Origin of the sequence: Streptomyces sp. NPDC091376 (assembly GCF_044757085.1) — a bacterium.
Classification (GTDB): Bacteria; Actinomycetota; Actinomycetes; order Streptomycetales; family Streptomycetaceae; genus Streptomyces; species Streptomyces pratisoli.
Map to the genome: position 1 here is coordinate 162746 of NZ_JBIVUF010000009.1, position 25615 is coordinate 188360.

Annotated in this window: 24 protein-coding genes and 1 tRNA gene; 17 read left to right on the plus strand and 8 right to left on the minus strand. The window is 70.8% G+C overall.

Going from position 1 to position 25615, the window contains the following annotated elements; translation table 11 throughout:
- The 4 genes from ACIQMR_RS21035 (at nt 1) to ACIQMR_RS21050 (ending at nt 3972) form a co-directional block, all read left to right on the plus strand.
- The gene (locus ACIQMR_RS21035) at nt 1–951 is read left to right on the plus strand and encodes a hypothetical protein (protein WP_401389251.1); all 951 of its coding nucleotides are present in this window, start codon (nt 1–3) and stop codon (nt 949–951) included.
- A gap of 97 nt (nt 952–1048) precedes the next feature.
- A complete protein-coding gene (locus tag ACIQMR_RS21040; RefSeq protein WP_401389254.1) occupies nt 1049–1741 on the plus strand; it encodes a hypothetical protein in 693 nt (230 codons plus the stop codon).
- 159 nt (nt 1742–1900) lie between these two features.
- Nucleotides 1901–2365 (plus strand): DUF485 domain-containing protein, encoded by a 465-nt coding sequence (locus ACIQMR_RS21045; protein WP_401389256.1) that lies wholly within the window; start codon nt 1901–1903, stop codon nt 2363–2365.
- Complete coding sequence (locus ACIQMR_RS21050; RefSeq protein WP_401389259.1) at nt 2362–3972, plus strand: cation acetate symporter; 1611 nt, start codon at nt 2362–2364, stop codon at nt 3970–3972. The genes ACIQMR_RS21045 and ACIQMR_RS21050 overlap by 4 nt, the downstream gene beginning before the upstream one ends.
- Before the next feature lie 176 nt (nt 3973–4148).
- Here ACIQMR_RS21050 and ACIQMR_RS21055 read toward each other — a convergent pair whose 3' ends face one another.
- From ACIQMR_RS21055 to ACIQMR_RS21065, 3 genes are all read right to left on the minus strand, one after another.
- A complete protein-coding gene (locus ACIQMR_RS21055) occupies nt 4149–5036 on the minus strand; it encodes a hypothetical protein (RefSeq protein ID WP_401389262.1) in 888 nt (295 codons plus the stop codon).
- A 165-nt stretch (nt 5037–5201) separates the two neighbouring features.
- Nucleotides 5202–7892 carry an SUKH-4 family immunity protein gene (locus ACIQMR_RS21060; RefSeq protein WP_401389265.1) on the minus strand — a complete coding sequence of 897 codons (2691 nt, stop codon included), beginning with the start codon at nt 7890–7892 and terminating at the stop codon, nt 5202–5204.
- 8 nt (nt 7893–7900) lie between these two features.
- Nucleotides 7901–8908, minus strand: coding sequence for an SMI1/KNR4 family protein (locus ACIQMR_RS21065; protein ID WP_401389268.1), 1008 nt, complete (start codon nt 8906–8908; stop codon nt 7901–7903).
- A 228-nt stretch (nt 8909–9136) separates the two neighbouring features.
- Here ACIQMR_RS21065 and ACIQMR_RS21070 point away from each other — a divergent pair, with 228 nt between their 5' ends.
- On the plus strand, nt 9137–9658 hold the full coding sequence (locus tag ACIQMR_RS21070) for a YwqJ-related putative deaminase (RefSeq protein WP_401389271.1): 522 nt from the start codon (nt 9137–9139) through the stop codon (nt 9656–9658).
- A gap of 10 nt (nt 9659–9668) precedes the next feature.
- Nucleotides 9669–10163, plus strand: a complete 495-nt coding sequence (locus ACIQMR_RS21075) for an SUKH-3 domain-containing protein (RefSeq protein ID WP_266378769.1) — start codon at nt 9669–9671, stop codon at nt 10161–10163.
- 184 nt (nt 10164–10347) lie between these two features.
- Here the strand turns inward: ACIQMR_RS21075 and ACIQMR_RS21080 are convergent, their stop codons facing one another.
- Nucleotides 10348–11670: a sensor histidine kinase gene (locus ACIQMR_RS21080; RefSeq protein WP_401389275.1), complete on the minus strand. Its 1323-nt coding sequence runs from the start codon at nt 11668–11670 to the stop codon at nt 10348–10350.
- A 155-nt stretch (nt 11671–11825) separates the two neighbouring features.
- Here ACIQMR_RS21080 and ACIQMR_RS21085 point away from each other — a divergent pair, with 155 nt between their 5' ends.
- From ACIQMR_RS21085 to ACIQMR_RS21115, 7 genes are all read left to right on the plus strand, one after another.
- On the plus strand, nt 11826–12683 hold the full coding sequence (locus ACIQMR_RS21085) for a hypothetical protein (RefSeq protein ID WP_401389278.1): 858 nt from the start codon (nt 11826–11828) through the stop codon (nt 12681–12683).
- Nucleotides 12684–12710: 27 nt separating this feature from the next.
- A tRNA-Gln gene (locus ACIQMR_RS21090) sits at nt 12711–12782 on the plus strand.
- Nucleotides 12783–12893: 111 nt separating this feature from the next.
- Complete coding sequence (gene glmU, locus ACIQMR_RS21095; protein WP_401389281.1) at nt 12894–14369, plus strand: bifunctional UDP-N-acetylglucosamine diphosphorylase/glucosamine-1-phosphate N-acetyltransferase GlmU; 1476 nt, start codon at nt 12894–12896, stop codon at nt 14367–14369.
- Between the two features lie 117 nt (nt 14370–14486).
- The gene (locus tag ACIQMR_RS21100) at nt 14487–15461 is read left to right on the plus strand and encodes a ribose-phosphate diphosphokinase (protein WP_358668757.1); all 975 of its coding nucleotides are present in this window, start codon (nt 14487–14489) and stop codon (nt 15459–15461) included.
- A 242-nt stretch (nt 15462–15703) separates the two neighbouring features.
- The gene (locus tag ACIQMR_RS21105) at nt 15704–16312 is read left to right on the plus strand and encodes a 50S ribosomal protein L25/general stress protein Ctc (protein WP_401389284.1); all 609 of its coding nucleotides are present in this window, start codon (nt 15704–15706) and stop codon (nt 16310–16312) included.
- Nucleotides 16313–16390: 78 nt separating this feature from the next.
- Complete coding sequence (gene pth, locus ACIQMR_RS21110) at nt 16391–16990, plus strand: aminoacyl-tRNA hydrolase (RefSeq protein ID WP_401389287.1); 600 nt, start codon at nt 16391–16393, stop codon at nt 16988–16990.
- A 65-nt stretch (nt 16991–17055) separates the two neighbouring features.
- Nucleotides 17056–17526 (plus strand): hypothetical protein, encoded by a 471-nt coding sequence (locus ACIQMR_RS21115; RefSeq protein WP_401389290.1) that lies wholly within the window; start codon nt 17056–17058, stop codon nt 17524–17526.
- 62 nt (nt 17527–17588) lie between these two features.
- Here the strand turns inward: ACIQMR_RS21115 and ppc are convergent, their stop codons facing one another.
- The gene (gene ppc / locus ACIQMR_RS21120) at nt 17589–20318 is read right to left on the minus strand and encodes a phosphoenolpyruvate carboxylase (RefSeq protein WP_401389293.1); all 2730 of its coding nucleotides are present in this window, start codon (nt 20316–20318) and stop codon (nt 17589–17591) included.
- 216 nt (nt 20319–20534) lie between these two features.
- Between ppc and ACIQMR_RS21125 the strand changes: the two genes are divergently transcribed.
- Together ACIQMR_RS21125 and ACIQMR_RS21130 are read left to right on the plus strand one after the other, a co-directional pair.
- Nucleotides 20535–21515: an acyl-CoA desaturase gene (locus ACIQMR_RS21125; protein WP_401389296.1), complete on the plus strand. Its 981-nt coding sequence runs from the start codon at nt 20535–20537 to the stop codon at nt 21513–21515.
- Entirely contained in the window at nt 21512–22189 is a 678-nt protein-coding gene (locus tag ACIQMR_RS21130) for a TetR/AcrR family transcriptional regulator (RefSeq protein ID WP_266378798.1), read from the plus strand. Before ACIQMR_RS21125 ends, ACIQMR_RS21130 begins: the two co-directional genes overlap by 4 nt.
- 124 nt (nt 22190–22313) lie before the next feature.
- On the opposite strand, the gene ACIQMR_RS21135 is transcribed toward ACIQMR_RS21130, so the two are convergent.
- Both ACIQMR_RS21135 and ACIQMR_RS21140 read right to left on the minus strand, forming a co-directional pair.
- Nucleotides 22314–22676 (minus strand): VOC family protein, encoded by a 363-nt coding sequence (locus tag ACIQMR_RS21135; protein WP_401389299.1) that lies wholly within the window; start codon nt 22674–22676, stop codon nt 22314–22316.
- Between the two features lie 16 nt (nt 22677–22692).
- The gene (locus ACIQMR_RS21140) at nt 22693–23514 is read right to left on the minus strand and encodes a trans-aconitate 2-methyltransferase (protein WP_328725486.1); all 822 of its coding nucleotides are present in this window, start codon (nt 23512–23514) and stop codon (nt 22693–22695) included.
- A 131-nt stretch (nt 23515–23645) separates the two neighbouring features.
- Between ACIQMR_RS21140 and ACIQMR_RS21145 the strand changes: the two genes are divergently transcribed.
- Nucleotides 23646–24143 (plus strand): MarR family transcriptional regulator, encoded by a 498-nt coding sequence (locus ACIQMR_RS21145; RefSeq protein WP_358668616.1) that lies wholly within the window; start codon nt 23646–23648, stop codon nt 24141–24143.
- Here the strand turns inward: ACIQMR_RS21145 and ACIQMR_RS21150 are convergent.
- The gene (locus ACIQMR_RS21150; protein ID WP_401389593.1) at nt 24102–24884 is read right to left on the minus strand and encodes a LuxR C-terminal-related transcriptional regulator; all 783 of its coding nucleotides are present in this window, start codon (nt 24882–24884) and stop codon (nt 24102–24104) included. The genes ACIQMR_RS21145 and ACIQMR_RS21150 overlap by 42 nt on opposite strands.
- A gap of 248 nt (nt 24885–25132) precedes the next feature.
- Here ACIQMR_RS21150 and ACIQMR_RS21155 point away from each other — a divergent pair, with 248 nt between their 5' ends.
- Entirely contained in the window at nt 25133–25579 is a 447-nt protein-coding gene (locus ACIQMR_RS21155) for a GNAT family N-acetyltransferase (protein WP_401389303.1), read from the plus strand.
- Nucleotides 25580–25615: the final 36 nt, after the last annotated feature.

Below are 25615 nucleotides of genomic sequence, written 5' to 3' on the forward strand. Positions count from 1 at the left end.
ATGAGAAGGCTTACTACGCTGGCTGCTCTGACCGTCGTCCTCCTGGGCGTCAGCGCCTGCACGTCCGACAAGGACAAGGACAAGGCCCCTGAGGCGACCTCCGACGACTCCACCTGCAACGAACTCCTCGGCGATGCCGGGCTGAAGTGGCTCAAGGAGCGCACAGGAGACAAAGCACGCCTGAAGGTCGAGGACGACCTGAAAACCGCGCGTTCGGTATTCCACCAGCAGATCGAGAACTTCTACCGCAAGGCCAAGGAACCGGGCCCCAAGGACCCCTTGGCCCACATGTTCCAGAAAGCCGAGGTCTGCGAGTCGAAGAAGGACTTCACGAAGCGGGGAAAGGAGCTCGAAATCCAGTACGGGCCCGCCGGCACCGCATTCGACCGCGACCTCGATGATCTTTCCGATGGCGGCTTCACGTACGTAGAGACTCCGGTGAACTCCGACGTCAAGCTCATACACATGACGAACCCCTGGGGGACTATCTCCTACACCGTGAACGTCAAATGCAAGATCCCCGGCACGCCCGCGAAGCAGGCGAACGACTTCCCGCTCGAGGGCACCTTGAGTGACACTCTCACCGGCGAGACCAGCACCCGGGTCCTCTACACCCACCTGCTGCACTCCGCCAAGGTGGTGGCGAACACGTTCGGCTGCGAGAACAAGCCCGTCATCCCGGCCGAGCCCCCGCCTCCGTCAAGTAGAGGCCCCGCGGCGGGGCAGGTAGGCCCCGCCGCCGGGGCGTGCGCTCTCTTGCCTCCACGAGGAGGCCCGCAAGACAGTCTCCGGCGCCCAGCAGGGGTGCGGCGCCAGCTCGATGGCCGCACGCGCCGACAAGCAGCAGGAGGCGATGACCGCCGGCGTCGACGTGGCGACAGCCTTGGTCGTCCCCACCGGTGGATCAGCGCTGATCGCCGTCCCCATAGCCCAGAGAGGAAACCGGGATGACCGCAAGAGACGTGCGCGAGCTGTCGGAGCGCGCGGAGGGCGCATACGACGACGCCCGAAGGCTCGGTGGCACCGAGACCGCTCAGGGATGGCGACCGTGAACAGGCCGCTCGCATGCGCCACCGCGATCGTCCTCCTGCTGGGCGCGGCCGCATGCACCACTGGCAAGGACGACAAGGGCAAGGACGCGACCACCGAGGCCGCCCCCGACGTCTCCACCTGCAAACAACTCCTGGGCGAGTCCGGGCTCCAGTGGCTGGAGGACCGTACGGGAGGCAAGGCGCGCCTGGAGGTCGTCGACGATCTGGAAAGAGCCCGCTCGCTCTTCCACCGGCAGGTGAAGGACTGGACACCGGAAGAGACCGGGGTGCCCACGTTCCTGAGGGCGCGTACCTGTCTGGCCGCGACGGGCGCCGCGACCGAAAGGCAGCTCGAAATCCGGTACGGCGCCTCCTACTTCCCCTTCGATACGCCATTCGACGAAGCCACTGGGGTCAGCCCGGCGCAGACCGAAACGGCGGTGAATTCGGCCGTCAAACTGGTCCACGGCAAGGACAGTGACGGAATTGTCCGCTACCGCGTGTACGTCAAGTGCAAGATCCCCGGTACTCCTGCCAAGCAGGAGAACGAGATCCCCATCGAGGGACGACTGACCGACTCTCTCACCGGCGAGACCAGTACCCGGGTCCTCTACGCCCACCTGCTGCACTCCGCCAAGGTCGTCGCGAACACATTCGGCTGCGAGAACACGCCCGTCATCCCGGCCGAGCCCCCCGCCTCCGTCAAGTAGAGGCCGCGCGGCGGGGCTGGTGGGCCCAGCCGCAGAGGGCGCTCCTTCGCGTGACACGACCGTTGCCGAAACGACATACCTCCTGGTCGGTAACCCCCTTACGCCATCCAGTACCGACGGGTAACGTTCGCCGCTCCTGCCGCCGCAAGGAGCTGCACCATGTCGTACGACCCGTACTTCCCCGAACCCCCCGCCCCAGCGAGGCAGCCCTGGGACTGGGACGCGCCGCCACCCCCGCCCCCGCCTCCCGCGCCGTCCCGCTCGGCCGGTGACCTGCACCGGCTTCGCTCGGGCTATCGCAGGCTGCGTCGTGTCGCGACGTACACCGCGCTCGGCTACTTCGTCCTCTTCCTCCTGCTCTCCGGCTACGCGCCCGACCTCATGGCCGGCGAGATCAGCGGTGGCCTCACCACGGGTGTGCTCCTGGGCATCATCACGCTGCCGGTGACCCTGGCCGCCATCGCGGCGTACGAGCGCATCGCCCGCGAGCGCGTCGACCCGCTCGCCGCCGCGATCCGGGCCGAAGCCGAGCAGGCCGCCGAGGCGCCCGCGCCCCGTCACGGCCGGCAGAACCACCACGCAGCCGCCGGCTGGGACTGGCCGTCGGGAGGCATGCGCGCATGAGCGGGTTCAACTCCGACGCCCAGACCATGTCGTTCGTCGCGTTCATCGCCGTCATCACGGTCACGCTCCTGCTGTGCGTGATGACCGGTCCCGACCGCGACGACCTGGGCGAGTTCTACACCGGCTACCGCTCGCTCTCCCCCATGCAGAGCGGTCTCGCCATCGCCGGCGACTACATCTCCGCGTCGACCGTGCTCGCCACCATCGGCGTCATCGCGCTCGTCGGCTACGACGGGCTGACGCTCGCGCTGAGCACCGTCGTCTCACTGGTCCTGATGATGTTCCTGCTCGCCGAACCACTGCGGAACGCGGGCCGGTTCACGATGGGCGACATCCTGACCCGCCGCACCCCGGGACCCGCCGTACGCATCACCGCGTGCGCGGTCACCCTGGCCGCTCTGCTGCCGCTGATGGTCTTCCAGCTCGCGGGAGCCGGCGATCTGCTCGCCTTCGTCCTCGGATTCGACGCGGACGGGTTCAAGACCGGGGCGATCATCTTCCTCGGCGTGCTGATGATCGCGTACGCCGCGATCGGCGGCATGAAGGGCACCGCCTTCATCCAGATCGTCAAGACCGTCGTCCTGCTGGGCGCGGCCACCGCCATCGCCGTACTCGTCATGAACCGCTTCGACTTCAGCGTGCCCGACCTGCTGGACGCGGCCAAGAAGGGCAGCGGGGCTGGCGACGCCTACCTCACCTCCGGGCTCCAGTTCGGCGGCGACCAGATCGACATGATCAGCGCGCAGCTGACGATCGTGCTCGGCGCGGCGGTGCTGCCGCACATCACGATGCGCATGTTCACCGCCCGCAGCGCCACCGCCGTGCGGCGCTCGATGTCCTGGGCCGTGTCGACCGTCGTCGTGACGTGCCTGCTCCTCGTCATCATCGGCTTCGGAGCGGCCGCGATCGTCGGGCACAAGGGGCTCGTCATCGCCGACCCGCAGGGCAAGACCGCGTTCCTGCTGGTCAGTCAGGCCGTCCTGGGTGCGGACGCGAACACCTTCGAATCGCTCGTGTTCACCACCGTCGCCACGGCGATCTTCCTCACGCTGCTCGCCTCGGTCGCCGGAATCACCCTCGCCTGCGCCAACACCCTGGCGCACGACCTCGTCGCGCACGGGGTACGCAGAGTCGCCCTGCCGCACACCGCCGAGATGGCCATCGCGCGAGGCGCCGCGGTCGGCGTCGGCCTCGTCGCGATCACCCTCGCGGCCTTCGCCCAGCACTGGAACCTCCAGGCGCTGGTCACGCTGTCCTTCTCCATCGGCGCCTCCGCGGTCGCCCCCGCGCTCGTCTACAGCATGTTCTGGCGCCGCTACACCCGCACGGGCCTGCTCCTGACCCTCATCGTGGGAGCCGGCAGCGCGCTCGTGCTGATGACCGGCACCAACCTCGTGTCCGGCACCCCGCAGTCCGTGTTCCCCGAACAGGACTTCAACTGGTTCCCGTACACCACGACCGGTCTGGTCTCGGTCCCCGCGGGCTTCCTGGCCGGCTGGCTCGGCACCATCCGTTCTCCCCGCGAGGCCTCGGCACAGCGCGAGCGCTACGAGTCGGTCGAGCCGACGATCCTGGCGGGCGCCGTATCGGGGCAGAACCCGGGCTGACGTACGACGATCCGCCGCCCCCGAGCTGCCCCAGGGATGTCCACCGTCCCTGGGGCAGTGGTGTGCCGGAGGTGCGGACGTTCACCGGTCCGCGCGTCGCCACGTCCCCGCGTTCCCACACTCCCGCGCCCCCACGGGCGCGGGTCGGCCGTACGCCGAAGGACCGTACGCCGACGTCAGTCCCGTGTCGGCGGGCGGTCCGTCAGCGCCGCGAGGCCCGTGCGGATGTGGTCGAGGTGGGCGTGGATCTCCTCCGCACGGCGCACGTGGTCGCGCAGTACCCGATCCGTCTCCCGGGCGATACGGGCAGCCTGCACCCTGGCGTCCTCGATCAGCCGGGCCGTCAGCACCTCCGCGTCCTCCTGGCCGTGGCGGGCTGTCTCCTCCGCCTCCGCGAAGGCGCACACGGCCTCCGCGAGCCGGGCCTGTGCGTCGGCGGTCAGTTCGGCGTAGCGCTCCGCCGACGCGGCCTGCCGCGCCGCGAGTTCCCGTTCGGTCTCGTACCGGCGGGCCACCCGCTCCCGGTCCAGCTCCTTCAGCATCCCGGCCGCCCGGCGCCCGGACGCCTCCATGACCGCCAGCGCCTCACCGCGCTCCGCAGCGGCCTCGACCCGGCCCGCCTCGACCAGTTCCTCCGCGGCGGCACGCGCGGACCGGAGCGCGCGCCGGGCGCGGGCGTCCGCCTCCTCGCGCACCTCCGCCGCCTGCTCGCCCGCCAGTTCCCTCGTCCGGCGGGCTCCCGCCTCCGCCGCCTCGCACAGTGCCTGCGCCTCCTCCCGCGCCATACCGCGCACGGCCGCGGCCTCGTTCTCCGCGAGGGTGAGGACCTCCTGGGCGCGGGGGCCGAGCGGCGCGTACGTCTGCCTGCCCAGCGCCTCGGCGAACTGCCGCAGTCCTTCCGCCTCGGCCGCCAGCTTCTTGACCAGCAGCGTCAGCCGGGCCGCCCGCTCCCACGCCTCGTCGCGGTCCCGGGCCAGCCCGGCGACGTACCGGTCGACCTGGTCCAGCCGGTAGCCCCGTCCGCGTACGGAGAGGAACCTTCCATGAGCCGATCCCGCATTCATCCCTGGACTCCTTTCGGAGCGGTCGACGCGGGGACATCGTGCTCGATCGCGGCGAAGCAGTCATAACGCGACACTCCGCCACATAAGCGAGGACGCCCAATCCGTTCCCGGATCGGGCGTCCTGTTCGTTCGTGCGCGCGTGCGCGCCGCGTCAGCAGGTACGGGTCAGAGCAGCCCGTCCCACATCTGCTCCAGCAGCACCGACCACCAGCTTTCCGGCGACGACAGCGCCGCCGGGTCCAGTGCGGCGAGCTGCGCCTGGAAGTCGACCGTCCAGCGGCCGGCCTGCTCCGGGTTTAGTCCGAAGCGCAGCCGCCACATCCTGCCGAGCAGCGCCAGCGAGCGGGTGAACTCCGGCAGACCGCTGTTCACGAACTGCGGTGACATCGGCTGACCGCCCGGACCGCCTTCCACCGGCACCGCCACGATCTGCGCCGTGCCGTACTGGACACAGATCGCACGGCCGAAGTCGCTGCCGACGACGAGGTACGAGCCTGCGTCCGAGGCCGGCTGCACCTGTCGCTGCGCCGCGAGTTCGGCCAGGGTCGGCACCACCGGCTGGGCGGGCTGCGCCCAGAAGAACGGACCGAAGTCGGCCGGCAGCCCCGCCCAGACCAGGGTGAGCGCGACGACCTCGGGCACGCCCTGGCGGGACACGGCCCGCTGGTCGAACCGGCAGATGCCCTGCGGCCCGAACGCCCCCACCAGCTCCTGCGCGATCCCCTCCGGCGGGACCGGCGGCGCGGGCTGCACCTGCGGCAGCGGTGCGCGCACCGGCGCGGGGCGCGCCGGACCGTCCGCCACCTGATGCAACTCGCCCTGGTGGGTGAGCAGTTGCTGCATACCGCCCTGCCGGCTGGCGTGGTCCTTGCCGTACGGGGCGATGCTCGTGATCCGCGCCTGCGGCCAGGTCTCCCGGATCATCCGGGCGCAGTAGCCGCCGGGCAGCTCACAGGACTCCAGCTCGGTGTGGAGCTCCAGCACCTGGTCGTTGGGGACGTTCATCCCGCGCAGCTCATGGAAGATCTGCCACTCCGGATGCGGGGTGCCGGGCGCCGAGCGACGGATGAGCTGCTGCTCGGAGCCGTCGGGCGCGCGGTAGCGCAACACGGCCTGGTAGCCGGGGCCGACGGTCGGCAGACCGGCCGGCGGCTGCTGCGGATAGCCGTACGCGGGCGCCGGGCCGGGCACTGGTCCGGGCATCGGGCCGGGCAACGGGCCAGGAGGCGGGCCGGGCACCGGGCCAGGAGGCTGCGGCGGCTGGGGCACACCGGGTCCGCCCTGGTTCGGGCCCGCGAGCATCGTCGCCGCGTGATGCACCCCACCCGGCGGAGTGCCGGGCGCCCCGGGCGGACCCGGAGGCTGCGGAGTGCCGGGACCACCCTGGCTCGGGCCCGCGAGCATCGTCGCCGCGTGATGCACCCCGCCCGGCGGCGTACCCGGCGCTGCGGGCGCGGCGGGAGGCTGCGGCGGCTGCGGTCCCTCGGGGCCGAGCTGGGAGACCATCTGCGTCGGTACGTACCCACCCGCCGGAGCGCCGGGCCTGGCACCGGGAACGCCGGGCTCACCGGGCGGCGGCGGGGTCGTCGCGCCACCGCCGCGCGAACCGCGCGGCGGCAGGCTGGCCTTGCTGGTCGCGGCGTCCGCGATGTCACCGGCCGACGGACGGGCGGCAGGCTGCTGAGGCACCGCACCGGAGCCGTGGTCCTGCGGGTCGACCGCGGGCGCGACCGCCGTACGCGGCAGCCCGCTTCCGCCCGACATCAGCGCGGTCGGCGCGTCGGCGCCCACCGAGGGCGGCGGGGTGTCGTCGTCGTCCGCCCCCGCGAGCGGCGGCGCGAACACCGTCGCCGGCAGCGGTACGGCACCTTCGTCCGACGCGGCGTTCGTATCGGTCCCGGCCCACGGCGTGGCGTCCGCGGGCGCGGCCGGGACTCCGTCGGAAGCGGTGGGCTCGTAGTCCCCACTCCCGGCGGCGGGCCACCCGTCGGCGGGAACGCCCGGCCCGGACGGACCCGTTGCCGGTGCCGGCGCGGGCGCCGAGGGCGATGCGGGCGCGGAGGGCGATGCGGGCGCGGGCGCCGACGCAGCACCGGAGTCAGTGCTCGTACCCGGCCACGCACTGCCGCCGATGTGCGAACCGCCGCCGCTGGTGCCGCCGGCCGGAACCTGCGGCGAAGAACCACCGGCGGCAGCACCCGCGCCGGTCCCGGACGCACCCGGACCCTGGGCAGCCGCATCGCCGGACACGGGCCTCGCGTCAGCCACACCCGGCGCTTGCGGGACACCTGCCGCGCCTCCCGCGGCGGCTGCCGCGGCCGCCGCAGAGCCCGGCCACGCGTCGCCGCCGACATGCGAGCCACGACCACCGGTACCGCCGTGCGACCAGCCGGCACCCGGGGCGGGCTGCACCGCGCCGGAATCCTGCGCAGCGCCCGCCGCAGGCGACCCCTGGCCGCCGCGCGTGCTCCGCTGGTCCGGTATGCCCAGCCTGTCCGCCGCGTCCTGCAGCCACTCCGGCGGACTCAGCAGGAACGACGTCTGGTTCAGGTCGATCCGCTCCGGCGGCGGTGCGGCCGCGGCCACCGCCACGTCCGGAGTGCCGTACTCCTCCTCGTAACGACGGATCACCTCGCCCACCGGCAGCCCCGGCCACAGCGTGGCCTCCCCGCTGTCCCGGGCGATCACCATCCGCTGCCGGCCGCCGTCCGACGTCGGCCCCTCCGCGCGGTCCTCGGCCCACACCACGAAGCCCAGGTCGAACTCCCGCACCCGCACCTCACGGTGCTGGTACGCGGGCACGTCGCCGTTGATCCACTCTTCCGCGCGCTCCTGCGCCTGCGCGAACGTCACCATCGAGAAGCTCACTCCCCCACCGGGACGGCACGCGCGAAGCCGCCGTCCACCATCAGGTTCGCCACGGTCTCCAGCTCCGGCGGATTGCCCGCCAGCCGGGACAGGAACGCGTCGAAGTCGTCGCCGCACGGCAGCAGCAGCCGCTCCACGCGGTCGGTGACCGTCCAGCCGTCCTGGTCGCGGGCGTCGTCGTACGCGCAGAACCACACCGATCCGACCCCGCCGCCGCGGACCTTCACCGCCAGCAGCCCGCCCTGGACGAAACCGACGCCCAGGTAGTCCTTGGTCAGATGGTCCCGCAGGCACTTGTTGACGTACACGAGGTCATTGACCGCGGCCTCCTCACGCACCGTGAAGAACGGCTGGTCGATCAGCAGCCCCAGCTCCGCGTCCAGCGCCGCGCCCACCGGCGCACAACCGCCCGCCGCCTTCAGGAAGGAGCGGTACGCGCCCGGCAGGCGGTAACCCAAGTCCTCCTCCACACCGAGGAGTTGCTGCTCGGTGACCGACACCGCCCCCTTGGGCAGCCCGAAGTGCGCGGGCCGGGTCTCCTGCAGCGGACGCGTACCCCGCTTGGCGTGGTCGACCGCGGCCGTCGCCACACCGCCGTGGTGCCGCAGCAGCGCCTTCACCTCGACCGGCACGAGTTCCAGCCGACGGCCGCCCGCGACGTGGTGCCACGTCCAGCCGTGCGGCGTCGCCACCGCCGGAATCGTGTCCCACAGCTCGTGGCCGTCGGCCGCCAGCGCGGCGTTCGCCGACACGTAGTCCGTGAGCCGCAGTTCGTCGACTCCGAAACCCTCCGGGGGCTCGGCGATCTCCGCGGCGGCACGCGCATACGGCGAGAAGTCCGGAAAGCCGTTTTCGTCCATCCGGACACCCTGCGGATGCCGCGCGGCCCTCACCGGGTCCGGAAAGTGCACGACCTGCCCGGCGTAGGCCGCGTTCGGTGGCGCGGCGTTCCCCCGGCCCTGAGGGCCGGGAGGTGCCCCCAGCCCGATCCGACCTGTCGTCATGGCGGTTTGCCCCCTGCTGCGTCCGGCTCGTTCACCACAGCCTATGCGGTGGGGCAACAGCGGCCACGGCCCCTCCACTTCCGTAACGAACCGTCACTCCGGTGTGACCCTGAGCCGAAGCCGGGACGACACAGCTACACGTTTCAGTCACCCCGCTTCCTTACCTGCCGCCCCATTTGGCAGGCTGTCCCCGCAACTCGGGGGATTGCAGGGAGGGACAACAGCACCATGCACACGGCACCGCAGACGGCACCATCGGACACGACCGGTGACCCCAGGCTCAGCTGGAGCAGTGCGGAGGCCGCAGGGCGCCCGCCCGCACTCCGCTTCCGCCGCGACGGCATCCTGCCGACCGTCGCCGCCGCGCTCTGCGTACGCGGCGAAACCCTGACCTGCACCGCCGGCAGGGGTGACCAGCCACCCGCACTCCACCCGCTCGTCCAGGACTTCCTCGACACCCTCACCAGCGGACAGCGCGAACGCTTCACCGGCCGCTGTCCCGAAGCGATCCTGCTCTCACGCCACCTCGGCGCCACCGACGCCGCCCGCTCCAAGCGCGCCCAGCGCAAACCCCTCACCCACGGCGAGGCCCGCCGTTCCCTCAAGCACGCCAAACTCACCGCCCGCCGCATCCGCGAGGACGGCGACCCGCTCCACGGCAGCTACGCCGCACCCTGCCGTTCCTGTACGGCGATGCTCGCCCACTTCGGCGTCCGCACCGTCGACCCGGCCCAGAACCAGAACGGCTGAACACGCACCCATGCCCGACCACCCCCTCAGCACCACCCGGTTCCCCGTCTCCGTGGACGCCGCCCTGCGCGACGCGGGATGGCAGCCGGGCCGCTGGGACATCAAGCTCGCCGAACACTGGGCCGACACCCTTCGCGCCCACGAATCCCCCGGCGGCCACCGGCACGCGGTCTTCCCCGCCGCCGTGGAGGCCTGGGCCGAATTCGGCGCCCTGCTGATCACCCCGCCCGGCCCCGGCCGGCAGACGGCACCCGCGACCGTCCGCTTCGACCCCCTCGCCGGACTCCACCTGGCCCGCACCCTCGGCGACCTCGGCCGCGCCCTCGACACCGAGATCGCGCCCCTGGGCGAGGAAGGCGACGCCCAGGCAGTCCTCGCGATCGACGCCGAAGGCCGCGTCTACAGCCTCGACCACACCGGCGACTGGTACCTCGGCCCCGACCTCGACCAGGCCCTGACCGCTCTCGTCACCGGCAACCAGCCGCCCCGACTGACCACGTCCTGAGACCCCGGCCCCACGGCACCACGCCGCCCGCGACCCCATCACGACACCGCGGCCTCACACAGCCGCGCCTTCACACCCTCACACCACGCCGCCCGCGACCCCAAGACGACACCACGGCCCACACGGCCGCACGCCGTCACACCGCCACGCCGTCACGCCGTCACACCGCCGCGCCTTCACGCCCTCACACCGCCGGCGACTCCATCGGCAGCACCGCCGACACCCGGAACCCACCCGCGTCCGTCGGCCCCGACACGAACACCCCGCCCAGCGCCGAGACCCGCTCCCGCATACCCACCAGACCGTTCCCCCCGCTCGGCAGACCCGCATCCGCCACGCCCCGCTCCGACGGACCGTTCTCCACCTGCATCGCGATCTCCGCGTCACGATGAGCGACCCGGACCCACGCCTTCGCGCCCGCCGCGTGCTTGTGCACGTTCGTGAGCGCCTCCTGCACCACCCGGTACGCCGTCTGCTCGACCTCCGGCCGGTACATCCGCGTCGCACCGTGCACCGTCAGCTCCACCGCCATCCCGGCCTGCCGGGACTGCTCCACCAACGGCTCCAGATCCGCCAGCGAAGGACCGTCGCCCGCCGCGGCAGCCGCCGCGGCCGCGGCCGCCGCACCCACCGCCGCCAACGGCACCGGCTCCGGCTCCGCCGCCCGCGCCGCGACCTCCTCACCGGCGCGCAGCACCCCGAGCATCTCCCGCAGCTCCGTCAGCGCCTGCCGCCCCATGTCCCCCACCAGAGCGGCGTTGCGCACCGCCTTCTGCGGATCCTTCAACGCCACCGCCTGCAACGCCGCCGCATGCACCACCATCAGACTCACGCGGTGCGCGACGACGTCATGCATCTCACGCGCGATCCGGGTGCGCTCCTCCGTGCGCGCCCACTGCGCCTGCTGCTCCGCACGGTCCGCCAGCAGCGACAACTCCTGCTCCAGGCTCACCGCCCGCTCCCGCAGACTCTCCATCAGCCGCCGCCGCGCCCCGACGTACAGACCGAGCAGCAGCGGCGGAGCCGTCAGGCCGACCGACATGACGACGGAGACCACCGGCACGTACCAGGGGCCCGGGTCGAAGTCGGTCGTGGAAACGTCCTGGTGGGTCCTGACGAACGTGACGATCAACGTCCCGAGCAGCGACATCCCGGCCAGCGCGGCGATGACCCGCCGCGGCGCCTCCGACGCGGCGAGCGTGTACAGCCCGACGATCCCCATCACGAAGCCCATCTCGGCCGGGGTGATCGCGACCGAGACCAGCACCACGGCGACCGGCCACCGGCGCCGCAGCACCAGCACCGACCCGGCGATCAGCCCGAGGACCACCCCGAACGCCACCGGCACCGCGGCCGTCTGCGCGAACCGCACCCCCTCCACGGCACACTCCACCGCGGACACGAGACCGAGCCCCACGTCCAGCACCGCACTGCGCCGCCGCCCCCACCACAGCAGGCTCCGCGGGCTATCGCCCGCAGAGTCCTGGTGTGCCCCCGTTGTGGTCATGCCTCCCAGACTACGAAAGGCCGCCACCGATTTTCCGGCGACTGCAGCAGCACGAAACGTCATCGAACACGAACGCACCCCGCGACGACCGCTCGAACCGGCGAATCGAGCACACCTTCGACCCGGACGCCCGCATTCCGGACGAACCTTGCCGTATGTCACGAGCCACCGGGAAGTACACCGACCTCGAAGGCCTCCGCGAGCAGGCGACCGCTCTCCGCCGCGCAGGCCTCAGCCTGCGCCAGATCCGTGACCGACTCCACATCGACAACAACGAACTCCTCAACCGCCTCGTGAAGGGCGAGCCCCCACCGGAGTGGACGAAACGACCGAACGCGAAGGACGACCTGCGAGCGCGAGCGAGGGAGCTGCGGCAGCAGGGCATGACGTACGACCAGATCCAGATGGAACTGGGGTGCTCGAAGAGCTCGATCTCCCTGTGGGTGAGGGACCTGCCCAAACCGGCGCCTCGCTACACGAGCGAGGAGCAGCGCGCCCTGATGAACGCGGGCCTCGTCCGGATGCGTGCCGCACGGGACGAAAGACGTGAGGAGGCCAAGCGCGCGGCGCGGGAGGGGGTCGGCCGCCTCACGGACCGCGAGCTGTTCATCGCGGGCGTCACGCTCTACTGGGCGGAGGGCGCCAAGGACAAGCCGTACCGCCGGAGGGAGTGCCTTCATTTCATCAACAGCGATCCCCATGTCATCAGGCTCTATCTGCGCTGGCTCGCCCTCCTCGGCGTGCCGCGCGAGCGCATGCGCTTCCGCGTGAGCATCCATGAGAGCGCGGACGTCGCCGGGGCTGAGGGGTTCTGGGCCGAGGTGGCCGGGGTCGACGCGTCGGCCTTCCGGAAGGCGACGCTGAAGCGGCACAACCCGAAAACCACGCGCAAGAACACGGCGGAGGCCTACCGCGGCTGTCTCGTCATCTACGTCACCGAGAGCGCCGACCTCTACCGTCGCATGGAGGGGGCCTGGTACGGCATAGTGTTGGGAGCCGATCCGGCAGCCTGACCCAATGTCCGGTTCAGTCGGGTTTGATCCCCTGTGGTGTAATTGGCAGCACTGAGGCTTTTGGTGCCTTATGTCCGGGTTCGAGTCCTGGCGGGGGAGCTTCATGCGATTCGGGTCCTGATCTCCACGGTCAGGACCCGCCCTCATTTCACCCCTGAAACCCCCCGGTATCCTTCGGGTGTCCACCACCCGAAGCCGAAGGGCATTCCCGTGAGCGCCAACCGCCCGGCCGCCGTCGTCGTCCTCGCCGCGGGTGAGGGCACCCGCATGAAGTCGAAGACTCCCAAGGTTCTGCACGAGATCGCCGGGCGCTCGCTCGTCGGGCATGTCGTGTCCGCCGCCCGTGAGCTGGAGCCCGAGCAGCTCGTCGTGGTCGTCGGGCATGCCAGTGAGCAGGTCGAGGAACATCTCGCCGCGCACTACGCCGGGACGCGCACCGCGTTCCAGGCCGAGCAGAACGGCACGGGTCACGCCGTCCGCATGGGGCTCGAGGAGCTCGGGCAGACCTGGGGGTCCCCCCAGGCCGAAGGCTCCGGGGGCGGCACCGTGGTGGTCGTGTGCGGGGACACTCCCCTTCTTTCCGGCGAGACGCTGACCGCCCTCACCGCGACGCACACCGCCGACGGCAACGCCGTGACCGTGCTGACGGCCGAGGTGCCGGACTCCACCGGCTACGGCCGGATCGTGCGGGACGCCGCGACCGGTGCGGTCACCGCGATCGTGGAGCACAAGGACGCGACCGAGGCCGAGCGGGCGATCCGGGAGATCAACTCGGGTGTCTTCGCGTTCGACGGGCAGCTGCTCGCCGACGCGCTCGCCAAGGTGCGCACGGACAACAGCCAGGGCGAGGAGTACCTGACGGACGTCCTCGGCATCCTCCGCGAGGCGGGTCACCGGGTGGGCGCGTCCGTCACGGCCGACCACCGGGAGATCCTCGGCATCAACAACCGGGTGCAGCTGGCGGAGGCCCGCCGGCTGCTGAACGAGCGGCTGCTGGAGCGGGCGATGACCGCCGGTGTGACGGTCGTGGACCCGGCGTCGGTGGTCGTGGACGTGATGGTGACGTTCGAGCGGGACGCGGTGATCCACCCGGGTACTCAGCTGCTGGGCGCCACACATGTCGCCGAGGACGCCGAGGTGGGGCCGAACACCCGGCTGAGGGACACGGTGGTCGGCCGGGGTGCCCGGGTCGACAACACCGTGGCGGACGGCGCGGTCATCGGCGAGGCGGCGTCCGTCGGGCCGTTCGCGTATCTGCGTCCGGGTACGAAGCTGGGCGCGAAGGCCAAGGCCGGTACGTACGTGGAGATGAAGAACGCCACGATCGGCGAGGGCACGAAGGTGCCGCACCTCTCGTACGTGGGCGACGCGACGATCGGCGAGTACACCAACATCGGTGCGGCGAGCGTCTTCGTGAACTACGACGGCGAGGCGAAGCACCACACGACGATCGGGTCCCACTGCAAGACGGGGTCGGACAACATGTTTGTTGCACCTGTCACAGTGGGGGACGGCGCCTACACGGCGGCGGGCTCGGTCATCACCAAGGACGTGCCCCCGGGTTCGCTCGCGGTCGCCCGTGGCCAGCAGCGGAATATCGAGGGCTGGGTGGCTCGTAAGCGCCCGGGAAGTGCGGCCGCGCAGGCCGCCGCGGAGGCTGTCAGGCAGTTCAACGACGGGAGCTGACCGGAAACGAGTGCGTCAATCTCGGCGTACCGTGATACGTACACACGATTCGGCTGGCTCGCCGCACAAGGGACGGGCGGATCAGCAGCAGAGCGACACGTCTGAGGAGACATTGCTGTGACCGGGATCAAGACGACCGGCGAGAAGAAGCTGATGTTCTTCTCCGGCCGCGCCCACCCCGAGCTGGCCGAGGAGGTCGCACATCAGCTGGGTGTCGGCCTGGTGCCGACCAAGGCATTCGATTTCGCCAACGGTGAGATCTACGTCCGCTTCCAGGAGTCGGCGCGTGGCGCCGACTGCTTCCTGATCCAGAGCCACACGGCTCCGATCAACAAGTGGATCATGGAGCAGTTGATCATGATCGACGCTCTGAAGCGGGCTTCCGCGCGGAGCATCACCGTGATCGTGCCGTTCTACGGCTATGCCCGTCAGGACAAGAAGCACCGTGGCCGTGAGCCGATCTCGGCCCGTCTGGTCGCGGATCTGATGAAGACGGCGGGTGCCGACCGGATCCTCACGGTCGATCTGCACACGGACCAGATCCAGGGCTTCTTCGACGGGCCGGTGGACCATCTGTTCGCGCTGCCGCTGCTGGCGGACTACGTGGGCGCGAAGGTCGACCGTTCGAAGCTGACCGTGGTCTCGCCGGACGCCGGCCGGGTGCGTGTCGCGGACCGCTGGTGCGACCGGCTGGACGCGCCGCTGGCGATCGTGCACAAGCGCCGTGACAAGGACGTGGCGAACCAGGTCACGGTCCACGAGGTCGTCGGCAATGTCGAGGGCCGGGTCTGCGTCCTGGTGGACGACATGATCGACACGGGCGGCACGATCTGTGCGGCCGCGGACGCGCTCTTCGCGCACGGTGCGGAGGACGTCATCGTGACGGCGACGCACGGTGTGCTGTCCGGCCCCGCCGCGGACCGTCTGAAGAACTCGAAGGTGAGCGAGTTCGTGTTCACGAACACGCTGCCGGACCCGAACAATCTGGAGCTGGACAAGATCACGGTCCTGTCGATCGCTCCGACGATCGCGCGTGCGGTGCGCGAGGTCTTCGAGGACGGTTCGGTGACGAGCCTCTTCGAGGAGCAGTGATCTCCGGCTCCGTTCTCCGGAGCTGATGTCTGGGCTGATGTCCCGGGCTGATGTCCGGGATCCGATGTCCGGTATCTAGATCGATTTCCGGGGCGGCCTCCCCGCCGAGTAGACTGTTCAGGTTGCTCGGCGAGGGAGGCCGTACTCATGTGTACGGCGGTCCGTTATCGACGCGCTCTTCGTAGCAGGCCAGTCGTGGCCGGGTGACTGTTCATGTTCGTCACCAGATACGAGGAGTGCATATGTCCGAGGTCAAGATCAGCGTCACGACCCGCACCGAGTTCGGCAAGGGCGCTGCCCGCCGCATCCGCCGCGACAGCAAGGTCCCGGGTGTTCTCTACGGTCACGGTTCGGACCCGATCCACCTGACGCTGCCGGGCCACGAGCTGCTGCTGGCGCTGCGTACGCCGAACGTCCTGCTGTCCCTGGACATCGAGGGCAAGAACGAGCTGGCGATCCCGAAGTCCGTCGTGCGCGACCCGCTGAAGGGCTTCCTGGAGCACGTCGACCTGCTGCTGGTGAAGCGCGGCGAGAAGGTCACCGTCGAGGTTCCGGTGCAGTCCGAGGGCGAGCTGGCCCCGGGCGGCAACCTGCTGGAGCACGTCCTGAACGCGCTGCCGGTCGAGGCCGAGGCCACCCACATCCCCGAGGCGTTCACCGTGTCCGTCGAGGGCCTGGAGGCCGGCGCCTCCGTGCTCGCCAAGGACATCACGCTGCCGAAGGGCGTGACCCTGGCCGTCGACGAGGAGACCGTCGTCCTGCAGGTCCTGGCCGCGCAGGCCGAGGAGCCGGCCGCCGAGGCCGAGGGCGAGGCCGTCGAGGGCGAGGCCACCGAGGCTGTCGAGGCCTGAGCCGTAGGCTCTGCTTGACGGGGTGGCGGGCCGCTCGGCCCGCCACCCCGTTTTCTGTCCGGACACGAGGAGACGTTCATGACGACGGAGGACGCCGGCGCGCCCTGGCTGGTGGTGGGGCTCGGGAATCCGGGGCCGGGCTATGCGGCCAACCGCCACAACGTGGGCTTCATGGTCGCGGATCTGCTCGCGGAGCGCATCGGCGGGAAGTTCAAGCGGGCGGCGAAGACGCAGGCGCAGGTGGTGGAGGGCCGGATCGGTCCGATCGGTCCCGCGAACCGGCGGGTGATCCTGGCGAAGCCGATGTCGTACATGAATCTGTCGGGTGGTCCGGTGGTGGCGCTGCGGGACTTCTACAAGGTGCCGACGGCGCGCATCGTGGCGATCCATGACGAACTGGACATCGATTACGGCGTGCTGCGGCTGAAGTTGGGCGGCGGCGACAACGGGCACAACGGTCTGAAGTCGATGACGAAGGCGATGGGTGCGGACTATCACCGGGTCCGGTTCGGTATCGGGCGTCCGCCGGGGCGGATGCAGGTGGCGGACTTCGTGCTGAAGGATTTCTCCTCGGTGGAGCGCAAGGAGCTGGACTACTTCGTGGACCGGGCGGCGGACTCGGTGGAGTGTCTGGTGACGGAGGGTCTGGAGCGGGCGCAGAGTGCGTACAACTCCTGACAAGCCCCCCATAGCAATGGCCTGAGGTTGACCGAGCGCGGTCGATTGCCGAAGGATCGCGCCCCATGAAGCGGAACTCCTCCGGCCGGATGCTCGACCACGGGCGCCGCGTGTCCATGGTCCTGGTCGCCCTGCTGCTGCTCGTCGCCGGCGTCTGGTCGTCGTGGGGCACGGCCCAGCACGTCCTGCTGTCCAAGGGCCGCGAGCACGGCACGCTCACCGTCGCGAGCTGCGGCGAGAAGACGTGCACGGGCCCCTTCGACCCCGACGGAGCCGGTGGCGCGCGCACGGGTCTGACCATCGAGCGCTCGGTCGCCGTCGACAAGGGCGCGAAGCTCCCCGTCGTCGTGAAGCCCGGCACCGACGAGGCCGTGCGCACCGGCTGGCCCGGCGCACTCCACGCCTGGCTGCCCTTCGGCGGCGCGCTGCTCCTCGCGGCGTGCGTCATCGGCGGTGGGCTGCGGATGCCCCGCACGGCGTGGGCGACGGCGGCGGCGGGCGGAGCGCTTCTGGTGAGCGCGTTCTTCGCCCTCTGACGCCTCGCCGGACGGGCTCTCGTCGAACCCGTCCGGCGATCCTGCAACGAAACGCCCGGGCGTCAGCCCGTGTTGCGGAGGCCCGCGGCCACGCCGTTCACGGTCAGCAGCAGCGCCCGCGAGAGCAGCGGGTCCGCCGGCTCCCCGCGTTCCGCCGCCCGGCGCTGGCGGGCGAGCAGCGAGACCTGCAGATACGAGATCGGGTCCAGGTAGGCGTCCCGGATCGCGAAGGTCTGCTGGAGCACCGGGTTGGAGTCGAGCAGCTGCTCCCCGCCCGTCACCCGCAGTACCTCACGCACCGTCAGCTCGTGTTCCGCCTCGATGTCCTCGAAGACGTGCTTCAGCTCGTCCGGCACGAGGGTGTCCACGTAGTGCCGGGCGATCCGCAGGTCCGTCTTGGCGAGCGTCATCTCCACGTTGGAGAGGAAGTTCCGGAAGAAGTGCCACTTCTCGGACATCTCCGCGAGAACGGAGTCGAGGCCCGCCTCGCGAACGGCCTTCAGTCCGGAGCCGACGCCGAACCAGCCCGGCACGATCTGCCGCGACTGGGTCCAGCCGAAGACCCACGGGATCGCCCGGAGTCCGTCGAGTCCCGCGCCGCTGTCGGGGCGGCGTGAGGGCCGTGAGCCCAGGTGCAGATCGGCGAGCTGGTCGACGGGCGTGGAGGCGAAGAAGTACGCCGGGAGGTCGGGGTCCTCCACCAGCCGCCGGTACGCGGCGTGGGCGGCGTCCGAGACGGTGTCCATCGCGGCGTCCCAGCGGGCGAGCGCCTCGTCGCTCTGGCGCGGGGCGGTGTGCAGCGCCGACGCCTGGAGCGTCGCGGCCACGGTCAGTTCCAGGTTCTCCCTGGCCAGCGAGGGGATCAGATACTTGTCGGAGATGACCTCGCCCTGCTCGGTCACCTTGATCTCGCCCTCCAGCGTGCCCCACGGCTGGGCGAGGATCGCGTCGTGCGAGGGGCCGCCGCCGCGGCCGACCGTCCCCCCGCGGCCGTGGAACAGCCGCAGGCGAACTCCGTAACGGTGAGCGACGTCGCGCAGCCTCCGCTGGGCCCGGTGGATCTCCCACTGTGAGGTGGTGATGCCGCCGAACTTGGAGGAGTCGGAGTAGCCGAGCATGACCTCCTGGACGTCGCCGCGCAGGGAGACGAGCCTGCGGTAGGAGGGGTCGGCGAGCATGCCGTCGAGGATGACGTCCGCGGCCTTCAGCTCGTCGGTGGTCTCCAGCAGCGGCACGATGCCGATCTTCGCCCAGCCACCGTGCAGGTCGATCAGCCCGGCCTCGCGGGCCAGCACGGCGGCGGCGAAGACGTCGTCCGCGCCCTGGCACATCGAGATGATGTAGGACTCGATGACCTCGGGCCCGAACCGCTCGAAGGCTTCCTTCACGGTGTGGAAGACGCCGAGGGTCCTGGCCCCGGCGGCGTCCAGCGGGGCCGGGGTCGGGGCGAGCGGCCGCCGCGAGCGCAGTTCCTTGGCCAGCAGCTTCTGCCGGTAGTCGCGCGGCATGTCGGCGTACCGCCACGATTCCTCGCCGAGCCGGTCGAAGAGCTGGCCGAGGGCGTGGTGGTGGGCGTCCGCGTGCTCCCGTACGTCCATGGTGGCGAGCTGCAGCCCGAAGGCGGCGAGCGTACGGATCGTACGGTCGAGGCGGCCGTCGGCGAACAGCCCGCCCCGGTGGGCGCGCAGCGACGTCTGGACCAGGGTGAGGTCGTGGAGCAGCTCGGCGGTGCCGAGGTAGTCACGGCCGTCCTCGTGCGCGGTGCCCTTGGCGAGCCGCTCGCGCGTGTTGACGAGCTTCTGGCGGATGCAGGTGGCCTTGAGGCGGTACGGCTCCTCGGCGTTGAGCCGCTTGTAGCGGGGGCTGATCTCGGGGAGCCGCTCCAGGTCGGTCTGCAGCGACTCCAGCAGCTCCTCGGTGGCCCCGGCGTAGCGGATCGAGTTGGACAGCAGTCCGCGCAGCGCGTCGACGGCCTCGAGCGCGTCGGTGATGCCGTGCTCGTGCTGGAGGATCAGCACCTCGCCCGTGACGTCCGGTGTGACGTTGGGGTTGCCGTCGCGGTCGCCGCCGATCCAGGTGCCGAAGGTCAGGGGCCGGGTGCCGGACGGCAGCTCGACGCCGACGCGCTCCAGCTCGGCGGCGAGGTCCTCGAGAACGTCGCCGACGGCGCCGGCGTGCAGTTCGTCGAGGTAGTAGATGGCGTTGCGGGCCTCGTCGGCGGGCTCGGGGCGTACGACGCGGAGCTCGTCGGTCTGCCAGATGAGGTCGATGTTCTCGGCGAGCCGGAGGTCGTGCCGGCGGCGGTCGGCGGCGATGACCGGGGTCTCCAGCAGCTGGGCGATGCGCCGCAGCTTGTTCAGCACGGACCGGCGCGCGGCCTCGGTGGGGTGCGCCGTGAACACGGGCCGGACGTTGAGATTGCCGACGGTCTGGCGCAGATGCTCGGGATCGGCTTCCTTGAGCATATCGACGGTCCGCGAGAGCAGTCCGCCCTCGGCGGCGCGCCGCTCGCGCATCTCGCGGCCGCGGTGCACCTGCTCGGACACGTTGGCAAGATGGAAATAGGTGGAGAACGCGCGAACCAGCTTCGTGGCGGTTTCCAGGTCGGTGTCCCCGAGCAGCTCGGCGGCGGCCTCGCCGTCCGTCCGGGTCAGAGCACGTACGCGTTCGACGAGCTCGAGGAGCTCGGGGCCTTCCTGCCGTACGAGGGTCTCGCCCAGCAGATCGCCCAGTCGGCGGATGTCGGAGCGCAGCTCGGCGCTGGCGGTTGTTGTCTGGTCGGCACTGCTCACAGGTGCGGCTCCTTGCAGTGTTTGAGCACGTCTGGAGGTTTTCCGGAGGCTTTGCGGACCGCGCTGTCCGACGACTCCAAGGATAGGTGTCCGTTCACGCGGCGTTGTCCACAGCCCTCTTGCCGCGAGGCTTCGCGCTGACATACTTACGACGCCGTAGGTTACGGACCCGTAGCAACGGATCAGACACACCTCTCACCCCCCAGGGGACACCCCATGACCACAAGCCCCGATGTGATCGACGACGCCCGGAAGCCGTCCGAATCCGACCTCCCGCCCGGCACCCTGGGCGGCGACAACAAGCGTTCGATCGAGCAGATCGCCCTGCTGCTGTTCATCACGGTGCCCTTCCTCGCTCTGCTGGCCGCGGTTCCGCTGGCCTGGGGCTGGGGCGTGAGCTGGCTCGATCTCGGTCTGCTCGTCTTCATGTACTACCTCGGCTGCCACGGCATCACGATCGGCTTCCACCGCTATTTCACCCATGGTTCGTTCAAGGCGAAGCGCCCGCTGCGCATCGCGCTGGCCGTCGCCGGCTCGATGGCGGTGGAGGGCCCGCTGGTCCGCTGGGTGGCGGACCACCGCAAGCACCACAAGTTCTCCGACGCCGAGGGGGACCCGCATTCGCCGTGGCGGTTCGGTGACACGGTCCCCGCGCTGATGAAGGGCCTGTGGTGGGCGCACATCGGCTGGATGTTCGACGAGGAGCAGACACCGCAGCAGAAGTACGCGCCGGATCTGATCAAGGACCCGGCGATCCGGGCGATCTCCCGTCAGTTCGTGTACTGGACGATCCTGTCGCTGGCGATCCCGCCGCTGGTCGGCGGTCTGGTGACGATGTCGTGGTGGGGCGCGTTCACCGCGTTCTTCTGGGGCTCGCTGGTGCGGGTGGCGCTGCTGCACCACGTGACCTGGTCGATCAACTCGATCTGTCACGCGGTCGGCAAGCGCCCGTTCAAGTCGCGTGACCGCTCGGGCAACGTGTGGTGGCTCGCGCTGCTGTCCTGCGGCGAGTCCTGGCACAACCTGCACCACGCGGAGCCGACGAGCGCGCGGCACGGTGTGATGCGTGGGCAGATCGACTCCAGTGCGCGGCTGATCCGCTGGTTCGAGCTGGCCGGCTGGGCGTACGACGTGCGCTGGCCGACCGCTGAGCGGATCGACGCCCGGCGCAAAACGGAGGCCGCGGAGGCGGCATGATTGAGGACGTGGCGATCGACGGCAGCAGCACCAGCAGCAGTGAGAAGCCCCGGCGGGGACGCAGGGTCCGGATGACCGGAGCCGAGCGCCGCCAGCAGCTGCTCGACATCGGTCGCACACTCTTCGCGGCGAAGGGCTTCGAGGGCACGTCGGTGGAGGAGATCGCGGCGAAGGCCGGGGTCTCCAAGCCGGTGGTGTACGAACACTTCGGCGGCAAGGAGGGCCTGTACGCCGTCGTGGTGGACCGGGAGATGCGCCAGCTCCTCGACATGGTCACCGGAGCCCTGACCGCGGGCCATCCGCGGGAGCTGCTCGAGCAGGCCGCGTTCGCCCTGCTCGACTACATCGAGACGTACACGGACGGCTTCCGCATCCTGGTGCGCGACTCGCCGGTCGCGCAGTCGACGGGTACGTTCGCGTCGCTGATCAGCGACATCGCCACTCAGGTCGAGGACATCCTGGGGCTGGAGTTCAAGGCGCGCGGCTTCGATCCGAAGCTGGCGCCGCTGTACGCGCAGGCGCTGGTGGGGATGGTCGCGCTGACCGGCCAGTGGTGGCTGGACGCCCGCAAGCCGAAGAAGGCGGAGGTCGCGGCGCATCTGGTCAATCTGGCCTGGCACGGGCTGGACGGGCTGGAGCCGAAGCCGCGCCTGATAGGCCACCGCAAGAGCTGAGGCCGTCGGTGAGGCCGTCGGTGCCCGGGGCGCTTCAGTCCCGGCCGGCGGTCGGGTCCCTGTCGTGGGAGTGACCGCCGACCGGGGGGTAAGTCGGCCGGATCGGCCAGGTCGGCGGAGCCGGTCACCGGGCAGGCTCCAGGAACTCCAGGACGTTTCCGGCCGGGTCCTCGGAGTAGAAGCGGCGGTGTCCGGGCAGGTCGTGGTCCCAGACCACCTTGGCGCCGTGTGCCGCGAGGCGGTCGGCATACGCCTCGATGCCGCTGACGCGCAGGCCCGGATGGGCCTTCCGGGACGGCCGGAAGGATTCCTCGATACCGAGGTGCAGCTGCACGGATCCGGCCCGGAACCAGCAGCCGCCGTTGACGGCGAGGGCCGGGGGCTTGGGAATCTCGGTCATGCCGAGGACTTCGGTGTAGTACGCGCGCAGGGCGCCCTCGGAGCCCGGTGGTGCGGCGAGCTGGACGTGGTCGACAGCGGTCAGCATCGGTACCCCCTCCTGGTCACGACGGTTTGCGGGCCACGGCGAAGATGCGGCGGAACGGGAAGACCGTGCCGTGCGGGCCGGGCGGATAGGCCTTGCGGAGCAGATCGCGGTACTGGGTGAGGAATTCCTCGGTGGCTTCCTCGTCCCCTTCGAGCGCGGTGAGGACCGGCCGCAGCGCCGTGCCCTTCACCCAGTCCAGGACGGGGTCCTCGCCGGTGAGCAGCTGGAGGTAGGTCGTTTCCCAGGTGTCCGTCGCACAGCCGAGGTCGGCGAGACGGATGAGGTAGTCGGCCGGCTCCAGGACGTGGACGAAGCGGCGGCCCTGGCCGTCGAGGCGGTCGCGCCACTGCGGGGCGTCGCAGAGTTCGCCGAGCAGCGCGTGGCTGGGTGAGGTGAAGTTGCCGGGGACCTGGAAGGCGAGGGTGCCGCCGGGCGCGAGGCCGTCGATCCAGGTCGCGAAGGACTCGGGGTGGCTCGGCACCCACTGCAGTGCCGCGTTGGAGACGATGAGGTCGTAGGGCTCGTCGGGTGTCCAGTGCGCGGCGTCGGCGGGACGGAAGTCGAGCAGGCCGCCGCCGGCCGTGGGGCCCGCGTACTCCTTCTCCGCGCGGGCGAGCATCTCGGGCGAGAGGTCGAATCCGGTGATCCGTGCGTCCGGCCAGCGGTCGGCGAGCAGGACGGTCACATTGCCGGGTCCGCAGCCCAGGTCGGCGATCCGGGCCGGCCGTGTGCCGTGGGGCAGTTCGGGTATGCGGGCGAGCAGATCGAGGAACGGGCGGGTTCGGTGGCCCGAGTGTCGTAGGTACTGCTGTGGATCCCAGGTTGGAACGGAATGCATGTTCGATCCCCCTTGCTGGAACGATTTCCGGAACCGGAACGGGGCTCCGGCCCGACCATGCCCAATCGTCCAGCTAAATATATCTTGACGTCAAGAGACTTCATGTCGACAGACCATCTACACTGATCGTCATGGAGGACGAGGTCGACCGACTGGTCGCTGCCTGGCGCCGCGAGCGCCCCGACCTCGACGTGGAGCCGCTCGAGGTGCTCAGCCGTGTCTCCAGACTGGCACGCCATCTCGACCGGGCCCGCCGGATCGCGTTCTCCGAGCACCAACTGGAGCCCTGGGAGTTCGACGTCCTGACGTCGCTGCGGCGCGCGGGCGCGCCCTATCAGCTCTCCCCCGGCCAGCTGCTCACCCAGACCCTGGTCACCTCGGGCACGATGACCAACCGTATCGACCGGCTCGCCAAGAAGGGCCTGGTCGAGCGGCTGCCCGATCCGAGCGACCGGCGCGGTGTGCTGGTGCGTCTCACCACCGAGGGCCGTGACCGCGCCGATCAGGCCCTGGCCGGGCTGCTCGCCCAGGAACGAGCCATCCTGAGCGAGCTCTCCCGCACCCAGCGCGGCGAACTGGCCGGGTTGCTACGCCAGTTGACCGCCCCGTTCGACAACGTCCCCGGCTGAGGACCTCGCCGGCTCCGCGGGGCCGACCCCGGCCCGCCGTGCCAGCGCCACAGCGGCGAGGGTCGAATGCACACCCAGCTTGCCCAGCACGTTCTGCATATGGGTGCGGACCGTGTGCGGGGAGAGGAAGAGCCGCTCGGCGACCGCCTTGCGCCCCAGTCCCGCCACCATGCAGCGCAGCACCTCGCGCTCGCGCGGGGTGAGCGACTCGACGAGCCGCTCGCTCTCGGTGCGGTGCTTGCGCGCGGCGGTCAGCTCCCGCAGGACGCCCGAGAGCAGCGCGGGCGGCAGATGCGTCTCGTCGCGCAGCACGCCACGGATCACCGTGAGCAGCCGCTGCAGCGAACAGTCCTTGGCCACCCAGCCCGAGGCCCCGGCCTGGAGCGCCAGTGCGGCACGGCGCGGATCGTCCTTGTCGGCGAGGACGACCGTACGGACCGCGGGACGGGCCGAACGCACCCCGGACACCAGGGAGATGCCGTCCACGAAACCGTCCCCGTCGTCGGGGACGGCACGGGCGACGACCGGGGCGGCCGGTGCCGCCGCGGCCCCCAGATCCGCGTCGACGAGCATCACATCGAATCTGCGGCCGTCGGCCGCCGCGCGCTCGAGGCAGCGCAGCGCGGCCGGGCCGCTGCCCGCCGCGGCGACCTCGACGTCCGGCTCGGCCGCGAGCGCCGCGGCGAGTGACTCGGCGAAGATTCGATGGTCGTCCACCACAAGGACCCGGATACGAACCACAGACACCCCCAGGCTGTGCTTTCCGGCGGAGGTCACGAAGCGCGGGTACGGCGCCCGGAAGGAGTGGTGGGCAGTCCCACGGCCGCCGCCGTGCTTGACTGCTACCCCGCCCCGGGCGTCGTACCCGACTGTCTCGCCCCCTGAACAGCACCGGCCCCCACCGGCGCTGTGCATCAGAGTAGGGCCGGTGGCCGGGAGCGGAAGGGCATTTGCAGAACTGGTTGAACGCCGTGTTTAAGGTGTGCCTCATGTTTCGTTTTGAGACAGAAGTCGACAAAGAACGCCGTGTGCTGCTCGGCGAACGGCTGGAGGCCGCCAACGCACAACGCTCCCCGGCGATGCGTGCCCTGGCCGGCACCCCGCACGAGGACGAAGTCCCGCTGCAGGTCTGGGTGGTGGACGAGACGTCCGGCGAACTGGCCGCGGGCCTGGCGGGCCGCACCTGGGCGCGCTGGCTCCATGTCGACCTCCTCTGGGTCGACACCCCCCACCGCGGCGCGGGCCTCGGCTCCCAGCTCCTCACCGCGGCCGAACGCGAGGCCCGCGTCGGCCGTGGCTGCACGAACTCCCGCCTGGAGACCTGGGACTTCCAGGCTCCGGCGTTCTACCGCAGACACGGCTACGCGGTCGTCGGCCGGGTCCCCGACTACCCGCCGGGGGTGACCGAGTACATCCTCACGAAGAAGCTCGGCTGACCCGGCTGACCGGACCCGCCCCAGGACCGCACCCCG